The organism is Erwinia sp. JH02 (assembly GCF_013074405.1).
Lineage (GTDB): Bacteria > Pseudomonadota > Gammaproteobacteria > Enterobacterales > Enterobacteriaceae > Erwinia > Erwinia rhapontici.
Window position 1 is genome coordinate 437,338 of the sequence record NZ_JABANZ010000005.1, and the last position, 22,785, is coordinate 460,122.

A 22,785-nucleotide genomic window follows, 5' to 3' on the forward strand; every position below is an offset into this window, starting at 1 on the left:
TCAGCTGCTCAGTGAAGGTCTTTCACTCAGCAAAATTTGGTAGAGCGGATTGTTGTTTTCAACCAGGTCGGCCAGGGTGTATTGATCAAGCTCGTGCAGAAAACTCTGTACGGCATCATGCAGCGCTTTTTTCAGGCGGCAGGCTGAGGTGATGTGACAAAAGTCACTGTGACAGTTCACCAACTGCAGGGGTTCCAGCGCGCGTACCACCTGACCAATCACAATATCTTCGGCGGGTTTACCCAAACGGATACCGCCATTTTTGCCACGCACTGCTGCAATGTACCCGGCACGACTAAGGTGATTGATAATTTTGACCATATGATTACGTGACACACCGTAGGTGTCAGTCACCTCACTGATACTGGTCATCTGGCCTGCGGGTAGCGAAGCGAGATAGATCAGCGCACGTAAACCGTAATCGGTGAAACTGGTTAGCTGCACGGTAACCTCAGAGATACAACCGCATATGAAGTTGTGATCCGCTCAAGAATTTGTATGGTTAACAATGATAATAAACCAGCCACGGCTAGCCGGGCCATTTTATTTAAGGTGAGAACGGCAGAAGGGAACGGCAGGAAACCGGTACTAAATAAAAGCTGGCCGGGCAATGCCCGGCCTGAAACGAAATTATGCGTCAAACGGGTCGCGCAGAATCATGGTTTCGCTACGATCCGGGCCGGTAGAAATAATATCAATCGGCACTCCGGTTACGTCTTCAACGCGCTTGATGTAGTCAAGCGCTGCCTGCGGCAGACCTTCCAGCGTTTTCACACCAAACGTCGTCTCCGACCAGCCTGGCATGGTTTCATAGATGGGCTCAATGCCTTCCCAACCCTCTGCTGCCAGCGGGGTGGTAGTGACTTCGCGGCCATCTGGCATACGGTAAGCAACACAGATTTTCACTTCTTTCAGGCCATCCAGCACGTCCAGTTTGGTCATGCAGAAGCCAGAAAGGGAGTTAATCTGAACCGCACGGCGCACGGCAACCGCATCCAGCCAGCCAGTACGACGACGACGGCCCGTTGTGGCACCGAACTCGTTCCCCTGCTTGCACAGGAACTCGCCCGTTTCGTCAAACAACTCGGTCGGGAACGGACCTGCACCCACGCGAGTGGAGTACGCTTTCACGATACCCAGCACATAGTCAACGTAACGTGGACCAATGCCTGAACCCGTTGCTACGCCACCTGCGGTGGTGTTAGACGAGGTCACATACGGATAAGTACCGTGGTCGATATCCAGCAGTGTGCCCTGCGCGCCTTCGAACATGATCAGATCGCCACGCTTACGCGCACCGTCCAGCAGTTCGGAAACGTCAACCACCATGCCAGTCAGGATATCGGCAATCGCCAGGGTATCCGCCAGCACTTTGTCGTAGTCTACCGCTTCAACTTTGTAGTAGTTCACCAGCTGGAAGTTATGGAATTCCATGACTTCTTTCAGCTTTGCAGCGAAGGTTTCTTTGTTGAAGAGGTCGCCAACACGCAGACCACGGCGAGCCACTTTATCTTCATAGGCCGGGCCGATACCACGACCGGTGGTGCCGATGGCTTTCGCGCCGCGCGCTTTTTCGCGAGCAACGTCCAGCGCCACATGATACTCAAGGATCAGTGGGCAGGCTTCAGAAATGAACAGACGCTCGCGTACCGGGAAGCCGCGATCTTCCAGACCTTTCATCTCTTTCATCAGCGCAGCAGGAGACAGCACAACACCGTTGCCGATGATGCTGGTGACGTTCTCACGCAGGATGCCAGATGGAATTAAGTGGAGGACGGTTTTCTCACCGTTGATGACTAGCGTATGGCCAGCGTTATGGCCTCCCTGGTAGCGCACAACGTATTTTGCACGTTCTGTCAGGAGGTCAACTATCTTACCTTTACCTTCGTCACCCCATTGGGTGCCCAGTACGACGACGTTCTTACCCATTTTTCAAAATCACCGATTGCTTAAAAAAGGATTCTACCATCGTCATTTCCCTCTTTCAGCAGTTTTAGCATACGATTGCGTACTTTTTTACCAGTTAGCACTTTGTGCGGCGGGATTACAGTACGCGACACACTTAACCACCATTACCCCGGCTCACCATGTAGTAGATCACCGCACCGGCAACCACCAGACCACCCCCGACTCGCCGCAGCAGGCCATCCGGCATCCGCGCCATGGTGATGATCATCCGCCGCCAGAGGCGCGGATACAGCATCGGGCCTAATCCCTCAAATACCAGCACTAACCCCAGCGCCATCCACACTGTTGCGTTCATGTTATTCACTCACTGTCTTTGCCATTAAAAGAAACATAAAAAAAGGGCCGGAATTTCCGGCCCTTAGAGTGCACTATCAGCGGATTAGCGCGTCGTGGTAGACGGGCTCTTCATAAAGCGGAAGAAGTCGCTATCCGGACTGAGCACCATGACATCCTGATTGCTCTTGAAGCTGTTTTCGTAAGCACGCAGGCTACGGATAAAGGCATAGAAATCAGGATCCTGGCTGAACGAATCAGCAAACAGTTTCGCCACTTCCGCATCACCTTCACCCTGAGTAATCAGAGCCTGACGACGCGCTTCAGCCAGTGTACGTTCCACTTCATAATCTGCCTGAGCTCTGACCTTCGCGGCTTCTTCTGCACCCTGAGCACGCTGGCTACGGGCAACAGATTCACGCTCGGCACGCATACGTGCATAGATAGCGTCAGACACTTCCGTTGGCAGGTTAATCTGCTTGATGCGCACATCAACCACCTGGATACCCAACGCCGCCATACTGTTCGGGTTGATAGCCGGTTCGTTGCTGTTCGTCTCGCTTTCAACGCGTTTCGCTACAGATGCAATCGCATCATCGGCGGCTGGCGTTGCCACTTCATCATCCTGGCCTGCACTACCGGTGTTCAGCGCATCACGTACATCAGTCGTCAGACGGCCACGAGAGTCAGTCACGATGTCTTTGACATCCAGACGACCAATCTCAGAACGCAGACGGTCACTGAACTTACGTTTCAGCAGCACTTCGGCCTGAGAGACATCACCACCGCCGGTGGCGAGGTAGTAACGGCTAAAGTCGCTGACACGCCATTTGATGTAGGAATCAACGATCAGGTCTTTCTTCTCTTTAGTGACGAAGCGATCGGCCTGGTTGTCCATCGTCTGAATACGCGCATCAAGTGACTTCACAGATTCCAGGAACGGGATCTTGAAGTGCAGGCCTGGCGCGTAGACCAGAGGTTTATTTTCAGAATCGCGCAGTACTTTACCGAAGCGCATCACAATGCCACGCTGGCCTTCCTGCACAACAAACAGTGACGCGTACAGCACCACCAGCACAACAATCAATAGTACGATTAATGGCTTACGCATCGCTTACTCTCTCCCTTCGCGCTGGGTATCGTTACGCTGAGCATTCACCCGGCGCTGATCCATAATGTCGTCCGGACTGAACGACGAACTGCCGCTGGCGCGCTCGTTACTGCCTGATGCCGGTGGCAGACGCAGCAGACCGCCGCTTCCATCCTGACCACTGGCAGATGCACCGCCCTGGCCACGCATCAGCTGATCCAGTGGCAATACCATCAGATTGCTGCCTTTATCGTTAACCAGCACCTTGCGGGTATGGCCCAGCACGCGCTCCATGGTTTCGATATACAGACGTTCACGGGTAATCTGCGGTGCCGCTTTGTACTCCGGCAGAATACGCGCGAAGCTGTCGACTTCACCCTGCGCTTCCAGTGTGACACGAGATTTGTAGGCACGAGCCTGTTCCAGAATCCCCTGTGCATCACCACGTGCACGTGGCAGTTTGTCATTAGCGTAAGCTTCCGCTTCACGAACAGCCTGCTCACGGTTTTCACGTGCAGCAATCGCATCATCGAAGGAGGCTTTCACATCTTCCGGCGGACGCGCTGTCTGGAAGTTGACGTCCAGAAGGGTAATACCCATATCGTACGGACGCACAGTTTCTTCCAGCTCACGCTGGGTTTCGCTACGCACCACGGTACGGCCTTCGGTCAGAATACGGTCCATGGTTGAACGACCGATAACGCCACGCAGGGCGCTGTCGGTTGCCTGACGCAGGCTGTCATCAGCGCTGGTCACAGCAAACAGATAACGTTCCGGGTTGGTCACGCGGTACTGCACGTTCATCTCAACGCGCACAACGTTTTCATCAGAGGTCAGCATGGTGCCGGAAGCCGACAGCTCACGCACCGCCTCCACGTTCACCGCACGCACCTGATCAACGAAGGTCGGTTTCCAGTTCAGACCCGGCTCGACCAGATGACTGAACTTCCCGAAGCGTGTTACCACGCCGCGCTCGGCCTCTTTGATGGTATAGAAGCCGCTGGCAGCCCAGATAACCACTGCTGCTACCGCCACGATACCGACCAGACGTCCGGCATTGCCGGGTTTGCGCTGGCCACTGCCGTTGCCGTCACCGCCTTTTTTACCACCGCCCAGGCCACCGAGCTTATTGCTCAGCTTACGGAAGATATCATCTAAATCAGGAGGCCCCTTATCGCGCCCTCCTTTATTTCCCCCAGAGTTGCCGCCTTGGTTATTGCTGCTTCCCCACGGGTCGCGGTCCTGTCCGTTATTCCCGGGCTGATTCCACGCCATGTTTATACTCCATTAATTGTGTGTGCGGTGGTATCCCAGGCCGGGATACACGTGTCAGGCAACATCAGTTAAACAATATAATCGACCAACGAGGGTTCCTGTTTACACAGGCGACGCCAGTCAACGATTGGCATGCGCACATGTAACCCTACGCTACCATCGTCTTCATTCCACTCTTTCTCTATCGCCTGCAACTGGTAAAAGCGGCTACGTAACCGCCCAGCTGCTGGCGGCAGGCGTAAATCATACTGCGCGATTTCACCGGCCAGGCGCTCAGTCAGCGCCTGGAATAACAGTGGAATTCCTTCCCCCGTCTGGGCTGAAAGCCAGACACGGATGGGCAGGTTTTCTTCATCACGGTCGATACGCGGAACAAAATCATCCAGCATATCGATTTTATTCATCACCAGCAGGCTGGGGATTTCATCGGATTCAATTTCTTCCAACACCACGTTGACCGCTTCGATGTTGTCATCAAGCCGGGCATCCGCTGCATCAATCACGTGCAGCAACAGCGTCGCCTCACGAGTTTCCTGCAACGTGGCTTTAAACGCCGCCACCAGATCATGGGGCAGATGGCGAATAAAACCCACGGTATCGGCCAGTACCACTTCGCCCACATCAACCACATCAACACGACGTAACGTCGGGTCGAGGGTGGCAAACAGTTGGTCAGCCACATACACCTCGGAGGTGGTCAGGCGATTGAATAATGTGGACTTACCGGCGTTGGTGTATCCCACCAGCGAAACGGTTGGGACATCGGCCTTGTTACGGGCCTGCCTGCCCTGCTCGCGCTGCTTAGAGACGCGTTCAAGACGGGAAAGAATCAGCGTAATACGGTTACGCAGTAAACGACGGTCGGTTTCTAACTGGGTTTCACCCGGGCCGCGTAGACCAATACCGCCTTTCTGGCGTTCAAGGTGCGTCCAACCGCGAACCAGTCGCGTGGCAAGGTGACGCAGCTGCGCCAGCTCAACCTGCAATTTACCTTCATGGGTTCGGGCGCGTTGGGCGAAGATATCCAGGATCAGTCCGGTGCGGTCAATGACGCGGCACTCACACAGGGCTTCCAGGTTTCGCTCCTGTGCCGGACTCAAGGCGTGATCGAACAGCACCACGGAGGCACCGCTCTCTTTTACCGCATCGGCAATTTCTACAGCCTTTCCTTCACCGACAAAATATTTGGGGTGTGGCGCCTTGCGGCTGCCTGTAACGACACGCAGCGCTTCTACGCCAGCAGAAGACACCAGAGTTTCAAACTCCTGTAAATCTTCTGTATCTCTGTCTTGCGAGAAATAGATGTGCACCAGTACGGCCTGCTCACCGGCATCATAACGGTCAAACAAACTGAAAACCTCTCGATACTTTGTTAAACCTGCTGCGCGTTGGCCATACTGCGTCAAAACCAGATTCAAAATGCGCGTTCAGCTCACTAAACGGCGTTTTTTGCATGGATTCACTTAATGTCTTAAGCGCAATAAGGAAGCCAGGCGATAGATTCGTTGCCATAAAAATATTGCCAGGACGGGGAACCGGGATTATAAGACTCCCCGTCTTGGAGGGACAGCCACGCTACTTATTCAGCGTCATCACTGTCTTGCTGAGGCTGAGAAGCTGCCCCCTGGTTACTTCCGCTATGATGATAGTTGCTGCTTCCGCCACCTGCATTGTTGCTATGGTGGGAGACCGGACGGGACGGAACAACGGTAGAGATCGCGTGCTTGTACACCATCTGACTAACCGTGTTTTTCAAAAGAATAACAAATTGATCAAACGACTCGATCTGGCCCTGAAGTTTGATGCCATTTACCAAATAAATCGAAACCGGAACACGTTCGCGACGCAGTGCGTTCAAGAACGGATCTTGCAATGATTGCCCCTTAGCCATTCTATCTTTTCCTTATATGCTTGTTGTTTGTAACTTAAGAACCATAAGGTTCGAAATACGACGTAAAAAATTTGCGCAAGATAATGCACCAATTGTACACAATCACCCAGGCTTCGCACTAAGAACCTGTAACACTCGGTGGTAAGCAGCATCAGGCTGTTCGCTGTCAAGCCAGTGAACTTCCTTCCAGCCGCGTAACCAGGTCATCTGTCGTTTCGCCAACTGCCGGGTTGCGCAAATTCCCCGATAAACCATGTCATCGTAATCAATTTCACCGGATAAAAATGACCACATCTGGCGATAACCAACACAACGAATGGAAGGCATGTCCGTATGCAAATCACCTCGGGCAAAAAGCGCCCGAGCTTCCGCTTCAAATCCTGACGCCAGCATCTGATGATACCGCTGCTCAATACGCTGATGAATCAGTTCACGGCTCGCCGGTGCGATAGCAAACTGTGAGACATCATATGGCAGGGGATCGCCCGACGTTTTTGTCAGTTCCGTTAAAGTTTTACCCGAAATAAAAAAAACTTCCAGTGCTCGCGAGAGTCTCTGGGGATCATTCGGATGAATACGACTTCCAGCAACGGGATCTACATCACATAACTGGCGATGAAGGGCTTCCCAGCCTTCTTCGTTCGCCATCTGCTCAATACGCTGACGTACCTCTGGATCGGCCGAGGGCAACGGCGATAATCCTTCCAGTAACGCCTTGTAATAGAGCATGGTGCCTCCAACAAGCAACGGAATATTTCCCCGCCGGGTAATTTCCGCCATTTCGGCCAGTGCATCGCGCCGAAATTCTGCGGCCGAATAGGCCTCAGACGGATCGCGTATGTCCAGCAAATGATGGGGCGCGAGCGCAAGTTCTTCTGCGGATGGCTTGGCGGTACCAATATCCATCCCGCGGTAGATCAGCGCTGAATCAACACTAATCAGCTCTACCGGTAACGCCTGACGCAATGCAATTGCCAGAGAGGTTTTACCGGAGGCCGTAGGCCCCATCAAAAATATTGCCTTAGGCAGGCCAGCCATGGATTGTTCACTCATGCTTCAGGGCGTTCATCGCCGATTCAATATCGATGTATTGCAATAATCCAGAAGGTGGCGACTTCACTAACTGCGGGCAAAGTCGTTCGACTTCAGCCAGCAAGGTAATCGCCTGCGAGTGATTCCAGTGCTGATGTTCAGAAACCGACTGGCGCGCTAACCACTGCGCTGTCTGGCTCGCTGAAGCATCTTGCTGCCGGGCCAGATACCCTAACATTTCTGGAATCAAGTTTTGTAAATTTTGTTGGCGTAATGGTAAAGGCACGGCGCGTAACATCACATGATGAGCGTCAAACAGCAGGTCAATGCCCATCTCGCTCAATAAGGCAGCATTTCGGTTACCTGCCTCGCGCTCTGCCTTCTCCAGCTTCAATCGGACCGGAATCAATAGCGGCTGAGGTTTCAACCCCTCGCTACCGGGCTCCAGCTGTGTCTGTTTCAGCCAGCGCTCTGCCACTGCCAGCGCGATTAATGCCACACCCGATGTTCCGTCAACCAGCGCATACTGTTCACGTACTACCGTCAGCACTCGCCCAAAGCTGTGCACATGCCCGCTCAACGGTGCCGGTTTGTCTTCTTTTGCGGCGACCGCCACGGGGCTCGGCTCTTCACTGCGTGCCGGGGTGTTCAATAGTTGCTGATAGACGGCACCTTCACGTTTCTGATACTGCGGCTCCTGCCGCTGCCAGCTATTGCCGCCGCTCCCGGTATTTCCCGCCGGGGCAGCACGCGGTGGCGTCGCCGGCGCAGGTTCAGCAAAATGATTCCCCCCTGCCGCCTGGCGGTTTTCCGGCTGCCAACGTTCGGCAGAGGCAGAGGACATTTCAGGCAGTGTTTCAGCACCGGTTTCCTGTAATACACTCACCACGCCTTGATAAATAAAGTCATGCACCAGGCGCGACTGATGAAAACGCACCTCATGCTTCGCCGGATGTACGTTGACATCCACCTGATGCGGGTCAATTTCCAGATACAGGACATAAGCAGGCTGATGCTGCTCCCCCAGTTTGTCCTGATAGGCCTGACGGATAGCGTGATTGATCAAACGGTCACGCATCATGCGGCCGTTAACATAGCAATATTGTAATTCCGTCAGCGCTTTTGACCCCACCGGGTCAGCCACCCAACCGCGTAAACTCAGATCGCCGTGCTGCCATTCAATGGCAAGGGCGTGAGTCATAAAAGCGGTGCCGCAGATGGCCGCCACACGGCGCTCACGCTGCGTACTATCACTGACGCCGCGATACTGACGCACCAGCTTTCCGTTGTGGGTGAGGGAGATCGCCACATCAAAGCGTGCCAGCGCGATACGCCGGATCACTTCATCAATGTGGGTAAATTCGGTTTTTTCGGTGCGCATGAATTTGCGGCGCGCCGGGGTGTTATAGAACAAATCCAGCACTTCCAGCGTGGTGCCTACCGGGTGCGCCGCCGGTTTGACGGTCACCGCCTGATCGCGCCCTTCGGCATAGGCTTGCCAGGCTTCGCTCTGCGCTTCCGTTCGCGATGTCAGGATCAGACGCGACACCGAGCTGATACTGGCCAGCGCCTCGCCACGAAATCCGAGGCTGATAATCGCCTCCAGATCGTCCAGCGTCGTGATCTTACTGGTGGCGTGGCGCGCCAGTGCCATCGCCAGCTCATCTTTAGTAATGCCGCAACCGTTATCACGAATGCGGATCAGCTTTGCGCCGCCTTTTTCGATATCGATATCAATGCGCGTTGCGCCCGCATCCAGACTATTTTCCACCAGCTCTTTCACCACCGATGCCGGGCGTTCAACGACTTCACCAGCGGCAATCTGATTAGCAAGTTGTGGCGGTAATACCTGAATGGGCATGATTTATCCTTAGAAAAGGGCCAGGCATGCCTGCCCCCTGGGGAGGGGCGAGGTATGCCCCGCACGAGATTATGACGCCGGAATTTTTAATGTCTGGCCAAGCATCACATTCTGAGACTTCATCTTATTCGCCTGCTGGATAGCCTGCGGGCTAACGCCATATTTCGCCGCAATCGCCGTCAGCGAATCGCCACGGACCACTTTATGCCGGGCCGGCTTTTTGCTTTTTGCCACACTGGCGATGGCGGCCGTTTTACTGCCTGCTGGCACTTTCAGACGCTGTCCCACCCACACCACATCTTTTTTCAGGGTGTTCATGGAGCGCAGTGTCGACATGCTGACACCGTAGCTGGCGGCGATACCGGATAACGTTTCACCGCGTTTCACCACATGGCGCTGCGTTGCGCCAGTGTATTCGGTCGCTGTTGGTGCCGGGTTAGCCTCGACTTCAACCGCCGTTGCGGCTTGCAACGGTCGGTTTTCCTCCTTTGGGATCGATTGTAGCGGGTGCGCCAGGAAGTAGTTGCGCAGGCCTTTATAAATCGACTCGGCAATCTTCTGCTGGTAAGCGCTACTGCCAAGCAGTCGCTCCTCCGAAGGGTTACTGATAAAGCCGGTTTCCACCAGCAGAGAAGGAATATCCGGCGAGCGCAATACGCCCAGGCTGGCATGTTCCGGCCGGCGTTTGTGCAGTGCGCCTACGCGTTGCAACTGCGCAATCACTTTCACTGCCACATCGTAGCCGACACGCTGCGAATGGCCGAACTGTAAGTCCAGCACTGCCTGGCTCAGGTAGGGATCGGCCTGGCTGTTGGCTAACAGGTCACCTGCCCCCCCCAACAGTTCTGATTGCTTCTCATGCTGCTCCAGCCAGCCAGCCATTTCACTATTGGCACGACGGTTCGACAGCACCCAGACCGATGCCCCGGATGCTGAGCGGTTAGGTGCGGCGTCAGCATGAATAGAAACCAGCATATTCGCATTCTGTTTACGCGCCACATCCGAACGCCCCATCACGGAGATAAAGTAGTCGCCGTCGCGGGTCATCACCCCTTTAAACATCGGGTCGGCATTGAGCAGCTCTTTCAGCTTACGCGCAATCGCAATGGTGACGTTTTTCTCTTTCAAGCCACCGCCGCCAATGGCACCGGGGTCCTGACCACCGTGACCGGCATCGATCGCCACAATCACCGTATCGTTGCTACTGGCCGCGCTGCGCGGGCGTGCGACCTGATTGCCGCTGCTGACCGACGTCACCGGATTAGCATCAAACGGGCTTTTCCCAGGCTGACTGGCTGGACGTGAACGGGAGACACTGCTGACTGGCGCATTGGGACTGGCGGTTTGTGCGGCAGGCTGCGTACCTGTAATGGTAAACACCACGTTGTAATTATTGCCGTTACGCTGGGTGACCGCACGCGTTTTCCCACGCTGGGTGAGCTCAAAGACAAGCCGGATACTCTGGCTGTCTTTCGCCGTACTGGAACGAATGCGTTTGACAATATTTTCACCGCTGAAATTCAGCGGCAGCCCTTGAACAATCCCGCTCTGGCGAATATCCAGCACCACCCGGTCCGGGTTATGCAGCGGGAAAAAGGCATAGACGGGCTGACCGGCAAAGCTCAGGGTCACTTCCGCCTGGTTACTGCCGTTCGAGACTTTAATATCCGATAAATTTGCCGCCAGTGAGCTAAATGAACAGCAGAACAGCGCCAGCAGACACCAGGCTTTCAATCGCAACATCATGCGCCACCCTGCTCAGCGGTCATCCGCGCCAGCATCACTTCACCCGCAGGCGAGCAGGCACGCAATAAGGCTTCGCGCGCATGCCCCTGATAACTGAGGTGCAGTTCCAGATCCGGCTCGGGCAGAACACCCGCGCCCTGCTGCGGCCATTCGACCAGACACAAGCTGTCAGGGCCAAAGTAATCACGAATTCCCATAAACTCCAGTTCTTCCGGGTCAGACAAGCGGTACAGATCGAAATGATAAACCCGGCGATCCGGCAGGACATAGGGCTCAACCAGTGTGTAGGTAGGGCTTTTCACATTGCCCTGATGGCCGAGTGCCTGCAAGAATCCGCGGCTGAAAGTGGTTTTACCCGCCCCCAGATCGCCATAGAGATAGAGGGTCGCCGCGCCATCACAGGCGCGGGCCAGGCGGGCACCCAATGCGAGGGTTGCTGCCTCATCGGGCAACGCAATTACACAGGTCATCATTCTTTAGTATTCGAGATCTCAGGATTGACAAACAGATACAGCTCGGAGAACAAATCGGTGGCTAACATTCCGCGTGTACCGCGACGTTGCGCCACTGCGTCTGCCGCCGCTCCGTGCACTACGCATCCTGCGCAGGCGGCATCGTACAGTGAGAGCTTTTGCCCTGCCAGGCTGCCGATGATACCAGATAACACATCTCCCATTCCCCCGCTGGCCATACCGGCGTTGCCGACATCAGCAATCGCCAGTTCGCCCTGCTCGCTGGCGATGAGCGTCCCGGCACCTTTCAGTACCACAACGCCACCATAACGCTTTTGCAGACGCCGTACAGCCAGTAAGCGGTCACTCTCAATATCGCTAACTTTAGTGTTCAAGAGCCTTGCGGCTTCGCCGGGATGCGGCGTAATAACCCGATTTTGACGTTTATCGGGGCTGATTGCCAGCAGGTTAAGCGCATCGGCGTCCCAAAGCATCGTTTTCTGAGTATTTTCTACCTTTTTCAAGGCTTTCTTACCCCATTCACCCTGGCCAAGACCGGGGCCAATCACAATGACATCAGCCCATTCCAGGCCTGCATCCAGCGTCTCTGCCGTCATCTCCTGCACCATCAGCTCGGGCCGTGCAGTCAACAGCGGGCCAACATTCTCAATGTGAGTAAGCACTCGCACCAGCCCTGACCCCGAACGTAATGCGGCCTCAGCCGTCATTCGAATGGCCCCGGCAGTGCCATGATCGCCCCCGATAACCAGCAGTCGCCCGTGATCCCCTTTGTGCGAGGTGGGACGACGAGGCGGCAGCCAGGCGGCCAGATGATGAGCATCGTAACGCGCGATGGGCGCAGACCGGGTCTGCAACCACGCATCAAGATTCAGACTGTGGCAATGTAGCTGACCGACATGGTCACGCGCCTTACCCGTTAGCAAACCTGGTTTTAGCCCCACAAATGTCAGCGTGTGTTGGGCATCTATTACCACTCCGGGCACTGTCCCGTTAGCAGCCACTAACCCGGAAGGAATATCCAGAGAGAAAACCGGCGCAGTATGGTGGTTTGCCTGCTCAATAAGACGGTCATAGGGAAAAGCAGGAGGGCGATTGAGACCGGTACCCAGCAGGGCATCAACAATGACATCTGTCTTTTCTGGCCATGCAAACGAGACATCGTGGATCACGCCTCCGGCCGCCAGCCAGTTTTCACGTGCCTGACGAGCTTCCTCCGGCAGCGCGCTGTCACTCTCCACCGCAATCAGGGCCACTTCCACACCGGCCGCCTGCGCCAGGCGCGCCACCACAAAGCCGTCACCGCCGTTGTTACCCGGTCCGCACAGAATCACCCAGTGTTGCGCATGCGGCCACTGCTGGCGCAGCAGACTGAAGGCAGCCTCCCCCGCTCGCTGCATCAATTCGAACAGGGTGATGCCAAGATTGTCCGCCCCCTCGCGCTCCAGCCTGGCTATCGCCTCCACAGGCCAGACAGAATAGGGTAAACTGACCGGGTCTTTTTGCTGGTTCAGGTCATTCATGTCGCATCCTCTCGATTTCCATCAACTCGCTCTGGATATTAAACAGTGGGGTCTTGACCTCGGCTTTCAGCAGGTGGGTATCTGTGATACCGACTTAACGCTGGAAGAGCCGCGTCTTCAGGCCTGGCTGGATAAACAATATCACGGAGAAATGGACTGGATGGCGCGTCATGGCATGATGCGCGCCCGTCCCCATGAACTGCTTCCCGGCACGTTACGGGTGATCAGCGTGCGGATGAATTATCTGCCGGCAAAAGCCGCCTTTGCCAGCACGCTGAAAAATCCGCGCCTCGGTTATGTCAGCCGTTATGCTCTTGGCCGCGATTACCACAAAGTATTACGTAATCGACTGAAAAAGCTCGGCGATAAGATCCGCGAACACTGTAGCGAGGCCCAGTTCCGACCCTTTGTCGACTCTGCCCCGCTGCTGGAACGCCCACTGGCCGCCAAAGCGGGCCTGGGCTGGACAGGCAAACACTCGCTGATCCTTAATCGTGAAGCGGGGTCGTGGTTTTTTCTTGGCGAATTACTGATCGACCTGCCATTACCCGTAGATCAAACGGTGGAAGAAAACTGCGGGCGCTGCGTGGCCTGTATCACCACCTGCCCAACGGGTGCGATTGTCGAACCCTATACCGTTGATGCCCGCCGCTGTATCTCCTACCTCACGATTGAGTTAGAAGGCGCGATCCCGGAAGAGTTTCGTCCATTAATCGGAAATCGTATTTATGGTTGCGATGACTGCCAGCTGATCTGTCCGTGGAACCGCTACGGTCAGCTCACCGATGAAGATGATTTTAGCCCGCGAGCGGTGTTACACGCTCCACCGTTGATCGAACTTTTTGCCTGGGATGAAGCGAAATTTCTGCGTATCACGGAAGGATCGGCTATCCGACGTATTGGTCATCTGCGCTGGTTGCGTAATATTGCGGTAGCGCTGGGCAACGCTCCCTGGGATGAAAAGCATCTGGCGGCGCTGGAAACACGACGGGGCGAAAACAACATGCTGGATGAGCATATCGACTGGGCTATTGGCTGCCAGTTAGCACGACGTGAAGAAAACAGGGTCGACGTTCAGAACAACCAGCAAAAACGTCTGGTTCGCGTCATTGAGAAGGGATTACCGCGTGATGCTTAATTGCACAACATACGGAATATTACCCACGCGGAATCTTTTCCACATGCTGTGAATAAAAATAAAAAGTCGTTGTCATTCAACCGTCACAGAAACCACAAGTGATCCAGATAACAATTTGAAATATTCACAATAATATATAAAACAGCAAGTTACGTATAACAACTAATTAGCGGCTGTTTTTTCTCGCGCGAAGATCAACAACATAGGCTGTGGATAAGTCTGTTTAAAACATTTTTGGCCCATGTAAAAACGGGCTACCGCACTGCGCTTAGCGCTGTGGATAATTTGGAAGGCAATTGAGAAAGATTTTTATTTGGAGCGGGAAACGAGACTCGAACTCGCGACCCCGACCTTGGCAAGGTCGTGCTCTACCAACTGAGCTATTCCCGCTTAGGAGTACTGCTGAATTTCTGCGCTAAACATCTTATAACTACTTGATTGTTTTAGCTTTTAACTCTTCCTTCCGGAGGAGAGGTCGCTATTATGGACCCGTTTGCTGATGCTGGCAAGACTTGCGTGAAAAAAATTTAATGCCGATCGTGGCCTGTACAATTTTCGCACATAAGTACCCTGCACGGCGGCATTCGCTGACCACTGCAGGAAAGGCATGGCTTATCTTCAGGCATAAAAAAAGAGCCTTTCGGCTCTTTTTCTACAGGTTGTAGACGATACATCTTGTCTGCAATCAAAATTTTGGAGCGGGAAACGAGACTCGAACTCGCGACCCCGACCTTGGCAAGGTCGTGCTCTACCAACTGAGCTATTCCCGCTTGGGTGGTGCTTTACTGCTTTAAAAATTGGAGCGGGAAACGAGACTCGAACTCGCGACCCCGACCTTGGCAAGGTCGTGCTCTACCAACTGAGCTATTCCCGCTCTGGGTAACGATGAAAATTCTTCACCGGTACGGGGTGCGCATTATACGAGAATTCTCTCTCCTCGCAACCCTGCCACTAACATTTTTTGTTTTTTTTCTTCCGACTGCCGATTAAAACGTCATTGCGCTGATTTAATCGGCATTTTTGAGCCATTTATCGGGGTTTCCCCCTTTTTCATCCAGATCGTTAAAACATCACAGCTGAATGAAATGCTCGCGGTAATAGGCCAGTTCTGCCACGGACTCGCGGATATCGTCCATTGCCTGGTGGGTGCCCTGCTTTTTGAACCCTGGCAGGATCTCCGGTTTCCAGCGACGCGCCAGCTCTTTCAGCGTGCTGACATCCAGGTAACGATAGTGGAAGTAGGCTTCCAGTTCCGGCATATATTTGAACAGGAAGCGGCGATCCTGGCCAATGCTGTTGCCACAGATCGGAGAACTGTTGATGGGCACCCACTCTTTCAGGAACGCAATCGTGGCCTGCACGGCGGCTTCTTCATCGTACTGACTGGCTTTAACACGCTCGACCAGGCCGCTGTTGGTGTGCGTGCGCACATTCCACTCGTCCATTAACGCCAGTTGGGCATCGGACTGGTGGACAGCAAGTACCGGCCCTTCCGCCAGGATATTCAGATCGGCATCGGTCACCAGTGTGGCGATCTCAATAATACGGTCCTGCTCCGGGTCCAGCCCGGTCATTTCAAGGTCAATCCAAATCAGGTTGTTGGCATTGGCAGTCATAGTACGTCTCACAATGTATACTCGAATGATGCAGAGTATAGGGCTGCAGGGTTAAGTAGCGTGTATGATAGTCCTTTTGCCCTGTCAGGGCGAAATATGCAAAACCGGTGTGAGGAACAGTGACTAAAAACAAACTATCCAAGGGTCAGCAACGTCGCGTAAGTGCCAACCACGATCGTCGCCTGAAGCAGCGTGCTGATAAACCTGAGCCAGATGACAATCTGTTCGGTGAAGTTCGCGATGGCGTGGTGATCAGCCGTTTTGGTATGCATGCTGATGTGGAAGATGCGGATGGTTCCGTTCACCGTTGTAACATCCGCCGCACCATTCGTTCGCTGGTGACCGGTGACCGTGTGCGCTGGCGTCCAGGCGTTGAAGGCGGTGCCACCGTTAAAGGTATTGTTGAAGCCGTTCATGAACGTACCTCGGTACTGACCCGTCCTGATTTCTATGACGGCGTGAAGCCCATTGCGGCCAACATCAATCAGATTGTGGTGGTCTCGGCTATTTTGCCGGAACTGTCGCTGAACATCATTGACCGCTATCTGGTGGCCTGTGAGACGCTGGGCGTTGAGCCATTGCTGGTACTGAATAAAACCGATTTGCTGGATGATGAAGGCCGTGCCTTTGTTGATGAGCAAATGGATATCTATCGTCATATTGGCTACAACGTGCTGATGGTATCCAGCCATCGTAAAGAGGGGCTGGTTGAACTGGAGCAGGCACTGACCGATCGTATCAGCATCTTCGCCGGGCAGTCTGGCGTGGGGAAATCCAGCCTGCTGAACGCTCTGCTGGGGCTGGAACTGAGCCATGCTGAGATCCTCACCAATGACGTCTCAGATAACTCAGGCCTGGGTCAGCACACCACCACCGCCTCCCGTCTCTATCACTTCCCGCAAGGCGGTGATGTGATTGACTCCCCAGGCGTACGTGAATTTGGTTTGTGGCATCTGGAGCCGGAACAAATCACGCAAGGATTTGTCGAATTCCGTGACTATCTGGGTGGATGCAAATTCCGTGACTGTAAACATGACAACGATCCCGGCTGCGCGATTCGCGAAGCGGTGGATAAAGGTGAGATCAACGAATCGCGTTTCGTTAACTATCACCTGATTCTGGAAACCATGTCTGAAGTGCAGGGTAAAACCCGTCGCTTCACCACGGACAAAAACTGATTGCACCTGCCCGCGTGGCGTGAACCACCTGCAGCCGCCCTGAGAGTCAGGCAATAGCCTAAACCTCCGGGCGCTGCTACAATCCGCCCCCTTTTATTTTAAAGCGCTATACCCGTCTGATTTGAGCCAGGAGGCTAACGTGTTAGATCGTATTAAACTCGGCCTGAATAACTTACTGCCTAAAAAAGCCCTGACTGAACTGGCCGGCTGGGGTGCCAGCAAGCGCGGTGGATGGCTGACCAAAGCAGTGATTGATGCTTTTGTCTGGTACTACAAAGTGGATATGAAAGAGGCGCAGAAGCCTGATACCGCCAGCTATCGCACCTTTAACGACTTTTTCGTCCGCCCGCTGCGTGACGATGCGCGTCCGATTGAAACGGACCCGAACCTGCTGATCCTGCCTGCAGATGGTGCTATCAGCCAGCTCGGCCATATTGAAGGTGAGCAGATTTTCCAGGCCAAAGGCCATACCTATTCGCTGGAAGCACTGCTGGCAGGCAACGCCGCGATGACCGATATGTTCCGTGATGGCGAGTTTGTCACCACGTACCTCGCACCGCGTGACTACCACCGTGTCCATATGCCGTGTAATGGTATCCTGCGTGAAATGATCTACGTTCCGGGCGATCTCTACTCCGTGAACCCACTGACCGCGCAGAACATTCCCAACCTGTTTGCGCGTAATGAACGCGTCATCTGTCTGTTTGATACTGAATTTGGACCAATGGCGCAGATTCTGGTGGGTGCAACCATCGTGGGCAGTATTGAAACCGTATGGTCCGGCACCGTTACGCCACCCCGTGAAGGAGTGATCAAACGCTGGAGCTGGCCAGGTGCCGATGCCGAAGGTTCTGTCGTGTTGTTGAAAGGCCAGGAAATGGGCCGTTTCAAACTGGGATCTACCGTCATCAACCTGTTCGCACCAGGCAAAGTGAAGCTGGCTGAAAGCCTGGCGGCAGAAAGTAAAACCCGTCTTGGCGCCACGCTGGCCATCGCACTGCAGAAAGAAAGTGCGGAAGACGTCCTCCACCATCCATAGCGAATTGCCATGTCACGTCTGATTCTCACTTTTTTATTAGGCTGGAGCTTACTCCAGCCGGTTTATGCCGCCAGCGCACCGGATGCATCGCTGATCAAACAGCAGCTGGAAGAGGCGAAGTCAGACAAGACGTCGGCGAATCAGACGGCTATCGTCGATGCCCTGCAATCCACGCTAACCTGGCTGGACGAGCGTCAAAACTCGCTCAACCTCACTCAGGATTACCAGCAGGTCATTGACGATTTTCCTAAACTTTCCCGCGAGTTACGTCAGCAGGTCGTCACGCTGACGGACAGCAGCAAGCCTTTGCGCAGCAACATGAGTGCCGCTGACCTTGATCAGGAGATCTTACAGGTCAGCAGCCAGTTGCTGGAAGAGAGCCGCCAGGTTCAGCAGGAGCAGGATCGCGCACGCGAAATCAGTGATTCACTTTCCCAGTTACCGCAGCAACAAACAGAAGCCCGCCGGGCGCTGAATGAGATCGAACGCCGTTTACAGGGGCAACCCGCCCCGACCACACCGCTGGGTCAGGCACAGCTGGCACAGCGTCAGGCTGAGTCTGCGGCACAAAAAGCCCGGGTCGATGAACTCGAACTGGCACAGTTGTCGGCTAACAATCGCCAGGAACTGGCGCGTATGCGTGCCGAAGTACACCAGCGTAAAGCCGCCAGCCTGGATGCCTACCTACAGGATTTACGTAACCAGCTGAACAGCCTGCGCCAGCGTGAAGCTGAAATGGCGCTGGCCCGCACAGAACAGTTGGCGGAAAACAGCGGTGATATGCCCAAAGGCATCACCGAACAGTTCCGCGTTAACCGTGAACTGTCCAGCGCACTGAATCAGCAGGCGCAGCGTATGGATCTGGTGGCGTCGCAGCAGCGCACCGCCGCCAATCAGACCATCCAGGTTCGTCAGGCACTGAGCACCATCCGTGAACAGTCGCAATGGCTGGGCGTATCCAATGTGCTGGGCGAAGCGCTGCGTGCGCAGGTGGCTCGTCTGCCAGATATGCCAAAACCTCAGCAGCTGGATAACGAAATGGCCCAGCTGCGCGTCCAGCGTCTCTATTATGAAGACCTGCTGGAACGTCAGAAATCGCTGCTTCAGCTGCGCCAGGATGACAACAGCAATCTGACCGCAGAACAGCGACGCATTCTGGATGCGCAGCTGAAAACCCAACGCGAACTGCTCACCTCCCTGCTCTCCGGCTGCGATAACCTGATCCTTGGCGTGACCAAGCTAAAAGTCGGTAACAGCCAGCTGGTGGATGCGCTAAATGAAGTGAAAGAAGCCACGCACCGCTATCTGTTCTGGACGGCCGATGTCAGCCCGGTGGACTTCAGCTACCCGCTTGATCTGGCGCGCGACCTGCACCGTCTGCTGTCGCTGGATACCCTGGGCCAGCTGGGTGGCGCAATGGTGATGATGGTCACCAGCCGCGAAACCGTGCTGCCTCTGCTGGGCGCGATGCTGCTGGTCGGCTTCAGTATCAGCTCGCGCCGCCATTTCCGTAAATTCCTTGAACGCGCCTCCAGCAAGGTCGGCAAAGTCACCCAGGATCATTTCAGCCTGACACTGCGTACCGTGTTCTGGTCGATTCTGGTGGCGTTACCGCTGCCGGTGCTGTGGGCGGCACTGGGTTACGGTTTACAGCATGCCTGGCCCTATCCTATCGCCATCGCCATCGGTGACGGCGTGACCGCCAGCGTACCGCTGCTGTGGGCCTTTATGGTCAGTAATACGTTTGCCCGCCCGCAGGGTCTGTTTATCGTCCATTTCCGCTGGCCACAAACCCGCGTGGCACGCGCTATGCGTTTCTACACGCTGTGCATCGGCCTGGTCGTGCCGCTGATGATGATGCTGATCGCCTTCGATAATCTCGAAGATCGTCAATTCTCAGCCACCCTCGGGCGTCTGTGTTTTATCCTGATTTGTGGTGCGCTCAGCATGGTGACCGTCAGCCTGAAGCGTGCCGGTATCCCGCTGCACCTCGACAAGGAGGGCAACGGTGAGAACTTTATTAATAACGTGCTGTGGAATGCGATGATCGCCATTCCGATGGTGGCGGCACTGGCTTCCTGCATCGGCTATCTGGCCACCGCGCAGGCTCTGCTGGCACGTCTGGAAACCTCGGTGGCCATCTGGTTCCTGCTGCTGGTGATTTACCATATTATCCGCCGCTGGATGCTGATCCAGCGGCGACGCATCGCTTTTGATCGCGCCCGTCAGCGCCGTGCTGAAATCCTTGCTCAGCGTGCACGCGGCGAAGAAGAAGTGGCGGCACAACAGACCGCCGTCGATAGCGTGGATGTGGAAGAGCCGGTCATTGACCTTGATGCCATCAGCGCACAGTCATTACGCCTGGTACGCTCAATCCTGACGCTGATTGCGCTGGTCTCCGTGATTGTGCTCTGGTCAGAGATTCACTCCGCCTTTGGTTTCCTGGAAAATATCCGCTTGTGGGATGTCAGCACCACCGTTCAGGGCGTCGAAAGCCTGCAACCGATCACGCTCGGATCGGTGATGATCGCAGTCCTGGTGCTGATCATTACCACCCAGTTGGTGCGCAATATGCCTGCCCTGCTGGAGCTGGCGCTGCTGCAACACCTTAGCCTGACGCCAGGGACCGGTTATGCGATCACCACCCTGACGAAATATCTGCTGATTCTGATTGGCGGCCTGGCGGGGTTCTCGCTGATTGGTATCGACTGGTCGAAATTACAGTGGCTGGTCGCCGGTTTAACCGTGGGGCTGGGCTTTGGGCTGCAGGAGATCTTCGCCAATTTTATCTCTGGTCTGATCATCCTGTTTGAGAAACCGATCCGCATCGGGGATACCGTCACGATCCGCGAACTCACCGGCAGCATCACGCGGATTAACACCCGTGCCACGACGATTACGGACTGGGATCGCAAAGAAATTATCGTGCCGAATAAGGCCTTTATCACTGAACAGTTTATCAACTGGTCGCTGTCGGACTCCGTCACCCGCGTAGTGCTGACGATCCCGGCACCGGCTGAAGCCAACAGCGAAGAAGTGACCAACGTCCTGCTGACGGCTGCACAGCGTTGCAGCTACGTGCTGGATACACCGCAGCCGGAAGCGTTCCTGGTGGATTTACAGCAGGGTATTCAGCTGTTTGAGCTGCGCATTCACGCGGCAGAAATGGGGCACCGTATGCCGCTGCGCCATGAGCTGCATCAGTTGATCCTGCGTGGCTATCAGGAACACGGGCTGGAAATGCCGTTCCCACCGTTCCAGGTTCGTATGGAAACTATTGGGCGTAAAACCCCGGCCAGCAACGGCGCACCAGCGGCAAGAAACTACAAATCGGGCGGGTTATAAGAATCTGAACCACGGGGCGATCGGAAAAAATAATCGCCCCCGACACCCAAGGGCTGACCTCGTTTTTCGGTCAGCCCGTTTCACCCCGCCGAGGAATTAACAACGGTCGACGGTGAACGCGATCACATCACTGAGCTGCTCTGCTTTCAGTGCCAGCATCACAATACGATCAACCCCTAATGCCACACCGGAACACTCCGGCATACCGTGCGCCAGCGCATCCAACAGGTGGGTATCAATCGGCTGCACGGGCAGACCCGCAGCCGCACGCTTACGGTTATCCTGCTCAAAACGCAGACGCTGTTCACGGCTGTCGGTCAGTTCACGGAAACCATTCGCCAGCTCAATACCTTTGAAATAGACCTCGAAACGCTCGGCCACGCGATGATCTTCCGTACTGATCTCTGCCAGCGCCGCCTGACTGGCCGGAAAGTGATAGACGAACGCCGGTTTCTCTTTACCGATTTCAGGTTCCACACCCAGCATAAACAACAGTTGAAGCAGCGTATCGCGATCTTCTTCACGATGGGCGAGATCGCCAGCGCCCAGTTTTTCAGCAGCTTCGCGCAACTGCGCTTTGTCAGCAGACAGCGGGTCAATCTCCAGATGACGAATAAACGCCTGCTGGTAGGAAAGCGTCTCGGCCGGAGCACACTCCAGCACCTGTTGCAGCAGATCGTCCACCTCGTTCATCAGGCGGTACATATCGTAGTGCGGGCGATACCATTCCAGCATAGTAAATTCGGGATTATGGTGGCGCCCCATCTCTTCATTACGGAAACTGCGACACAGCTGGAAAATCGGCCCGCTGCCTGCGGCCAGCAGACGCTTCATATGGTATTCAGGGCTGGTCATCAGATAAAGATCGATACCGGCAGCGGCACCTGGGCCAACAAACCGGGTCTGGAATGGGAACAGATGCACATCGGTCACCGTCGCCTGGCTCATGGCCGGGGTTTCCACTTCCAGTACGCCACGATCGGCAAAGAAACGCCGGATTTCAGCCATGATCGCCGCACGCTTTAATAAATTGGCGATAGATGCACTTGGCTGCCAGCTAGCCGAATCGCTCATCTTTTTTACTCCAAAGTCAGTAGGGGCAAGAAGTCTACCTGTCCGGGCCGCAACACACAATTCTACGTCGAAAAAACCAGCAACACGCTTTCCACAGAAAGTGAAGGGTTTTTATCACTTACCCGCCGAAATGCCCGAACACATCAAATTGGCGCCATTTTAACCCCCTTATACTGGGCCGCGACTGTCGGGTAGAGCCACCCGCTTTGCCTCTGGAAAAATCTCAAACACAAAATACCCACCATGGTTCGCGTGGCAGAAAAACA

Annotated in this window: 18 protein-coding genes and 3 tRNA genes; 4 read left to right on the plus strand and 17 right to left on the minus strand. The window is 54.8% G+C overall.

The features are described 5' to 3' along the window. From nsrR to nnr, 12 genes are all read right to left on the minus strand, one after another. Positions 1 to 444 (minus strand): nitric oxide-sensing transcriptional repressor NsrR, encoded by a 444-nt coding sequence (gene nsrR / locus HHI26_RS14645; protein ID WP_133842552.1) that lies wholly within the window; start codon positions 442 to 444, stop codon positions 1 to 3. 186 nt (positions 445 to 630) lie between these two features. Next, the gene (locus HHI26_RS14650) at positions 631 to 1,929 is read right to left on the minus strand and encodes an adenylosuccinate synthase (RefSeq protein ID WP_133842553.1); all 1,299 of its coding nucleotides are present in this window, start codon (positions 1,927 to 1,929) and stop codon (positions 631 to 633) included. Positions 1,930 to 2,062: 133 nt separating this feature from the next. Next, complete coding sequence (locus tag HHI26_RS14655; RefSeq protein WP_133842554.1) at positions 2,063 to 2,263, minus strand: DUF2065 domain-containing protein; 201 nt, start codon at positions 2,261 to 2,263, stop codon at positions 2,063 to 2,065. Positions 2,264 to 2,347: 84 nt separating this feature from the next. Beyond that, a complete protein-coding gene (gene hflC, locus HHI26_RS14660; RefSeq protein ID WP_133842555.1) occupies positions 2,348 to 3,352 on the minus strand; it encodes a protease modulator HflC in 1,005 nt (334 codons plus the stop codon). Positions 3,353 to 3,355: 3 nt separating this feature from the next. Then, complete coding sequence (gene hflK / locus HHI26_RS14665; protein ID WP_133842556.1) at positions 3,356 to 4,606, minus strand: FtsH protease activity modulator HflK; 1,251 nt, start codon at positions 4,604 to 4,606, stop codon at positions 3,356 to 3,358. 68 nt (positions 4,607 to 4,674) lie between these two features. Continuing rightward, complete coding sequence (hflX, locus tag HHI26_RS14670; RefSeq protein WP_133842557.1) at positions 4,675 to 5,955, minus strand: ribosome rescue GTPase HflX; 1,281 nt, start codon at positions 5,953 to 5,955, stop codon at positions 4,675 to 4,677. 230 nt (positions 5,956 to 6,185) lie between these two features. Then, positions 6,186 to 6,497 carry an RNA chaperone Hfq gene (gene hfq / locus HHI26_RS14675; RefSeq protein ID WP_062745674.1) on the minus strand — a complete coding sequence of 104 codons (312 nt, stop codon included), beginning with the start codon at positions 6,495 to 6,497 and terminating at the stop codon, positions 6,186 to 6,188. Positions 6,498 to 6,599: 102 nt separating this feature from the next. After that, on the minus strand, positions 6,600 to 7,550 hold the full coding sequence (gene miaA, locus HHI26_RS14680; RefSeq protein WP_133842558.1) for a tRNA (adenosine(37)-N6)-dimethylallyltransferase MiaA: 951 nt from the start codon (positions 7,548 to 7,550) through the stop codon (positions 6,600 to 6,602). Beyond that, positions 7,543 to 9,390, minus strand: coding sequence for a DNA mismatch repair endonuclease MutL (gene mutL / locus HHI26_RS14685; protein ID WP_171149286.1), 1,848 nt, complete (start codon positions 9,388 to 9,390; stop codon positions 7,543 to 7,545). Before mutL ends, miaA begins: the two co-directional genes overlap by 8 nt. A gap of 69 nt (positions 9,391 to 9,459) precedes the next feature. Beyond that, positions 9,460 to 11,136, minus strand: coding sequence for an N-acetylmuramoyl-L-alanine amidase AmiB (amiB, locus tag HHI26_RS14690; RefSeq protein WP_133842560.1), 1,677 nt, complete (start codon positions 11,134 to 11,136; stop codon positions 9,460 to 9,462). After that, positions 11,133 to 11,609, minus strand: coding sequence for a tRNA (adenosine(37)-N6)-threonylcarbamoyltransferase complex ATPase subunit type 1 TsaE (gene tsaE, locus HHI26_RS14695; protein ID WP_133842561.1), 477 nt, complete (start codon positions 11,607 to 11,609; stop codon positions 11,133 to 11,135). Before tsaE ends, amiB begins: the two co-directional genes overlap by 4 nt. Next, positions 11,606 to 13,129, minus strand: coding sequence for a bifunctional ADP-dependent NAD(P)H-hydrate dehydratase/NAD(P)H-hydrate epimerase (nnr, locus tag HHI26_RS14700; RefSeq protein WP_167864322.1), 1,524 nt, complete (start codon positions 13,127 to 13,129; stop codon positions 11,606 to 11,608). Before nnr ends, tsaE begins: the two co-directional genes overlap by 4 nt. Between nnr and queG the strand changes: the two genes are divergently transcribed. Beyond that, on the plus strand, positions 13,128 to 14,267 hold the full coding sequence (gene queG, locus HHI26_RS14705) for a tRNA epoxyqueuosine(34) reductase QueG (RefSeq protein ID WP_133842563.1): 1,140 nt from the start codon (positions 13,128 to 13,130) through the stop codon (positions 14,265 to 14,267). The genes nnr and queG overlap by 2 nt on opposite strands. 314 nt (positions 14,268 to 14,581) lie before the next feature. Here the strand turns inward: queG and HHI26_RS14710 are convergent. The 4 genes from HHI26_RS14710 to orn form a co-directional block, all read right to left on the minus strand. Then, a tRNA-Gly gene (locus tag HHI26_RS14710) sits at positions 14,582 to 14,657 on the minus strand. Between the two features lie 304 nt (positions 14,658 to 14,961). Beyond that, a tRNA-Gly gene (locus HHI26_RS14715) sits at positions 14,962 to 15,037 on the minus strand. 28 nt (positions 15,038 to 15,065) lie between these two features. Next, a tRNA-Gly gene (locus HHI26_RS14720) sits at positions 15,066 to 15,141 on the minus strand. Positions 15,142 to 15,337: 196 nt separating this feature from the next. Then, positions 15,338 to 15,883 (minus strand): oligoribonuclease, encoded by a 546-nt coding sequence (gene orn, locus HHI26_RS14725; protein WP_133842744.1) that lies wholly within the window; start codon positions 15,881 to 15,883, stop codon positions 15,338 to 15,340. Between the two features lie 119 nt (positions 15,884 to 16,002). On the opposite strand from orn, the gene rsgA reads away from it, so the two are divergent. The 3 genes from rsgA to mscM all read left to right on the plus strand — a co-directional run bounded on the left by rsgA (position 16,003) and on the right by mscM (position 21,445). Further along, positions 16,003 to 17,061: a small ribosomal subunit biogenesis GTPase RsgA gene (gene rsgA, locus HHI26_RS14730; protein WP_133842564.1), complete on the plus strand. Its 1,059-nt coding sequence runs from the start codon at positions 16,003 to 16,005 to the stop codon at positions 17,059 to 17,061. Between the two features lie 139 nt (positions 17,062 to 17,200). Then, positions 17,201 to 18,100: an archaetidylserine decarboxylase gene (gene asd, locus HHI26_RS14735; protein WP_133842565.1), complete on the plus strand. Its 900-nt coding sequence runs from the start codon at positions 17,201 to 17,203 to the stop codon at positions 18,098 to 18,100. Between the two features lie 9 nt (positions 18,101 to 18,109). Then, positions 18,110 to 21,445 (plus strand): miniconductance mechanosensitive channel MscM, encoded by a 3,336-nt coding sequence (gene mscM / locus HHI26_RS14740; RefSeq protein ID WP_133842566.1) that lies wholly within the window; start codon positions 18,110 to 18,112, stop codon positions 21,443 to 21,445. Positions 21,446 to 21,541: 96 nt separating this feature from the next. Here mscM and epmA read toward each other — a convergent pair whose 3' ends face one another. After that, positions 21,542 to 22,519, minus strand: coding sequence for an elongation factor P--(R)-beta-lysine ligase (gene epmA, locus HHI26_RS14745; RefSeq protein ID WP_133842567.1), 978 nt, complete (start codon positions 22,517 to 22,519; stop codon positions 21,542 to 21,544). Between the last annotated feature and the right edge of the window lie 266 nt (positions 22,520 to 22,785).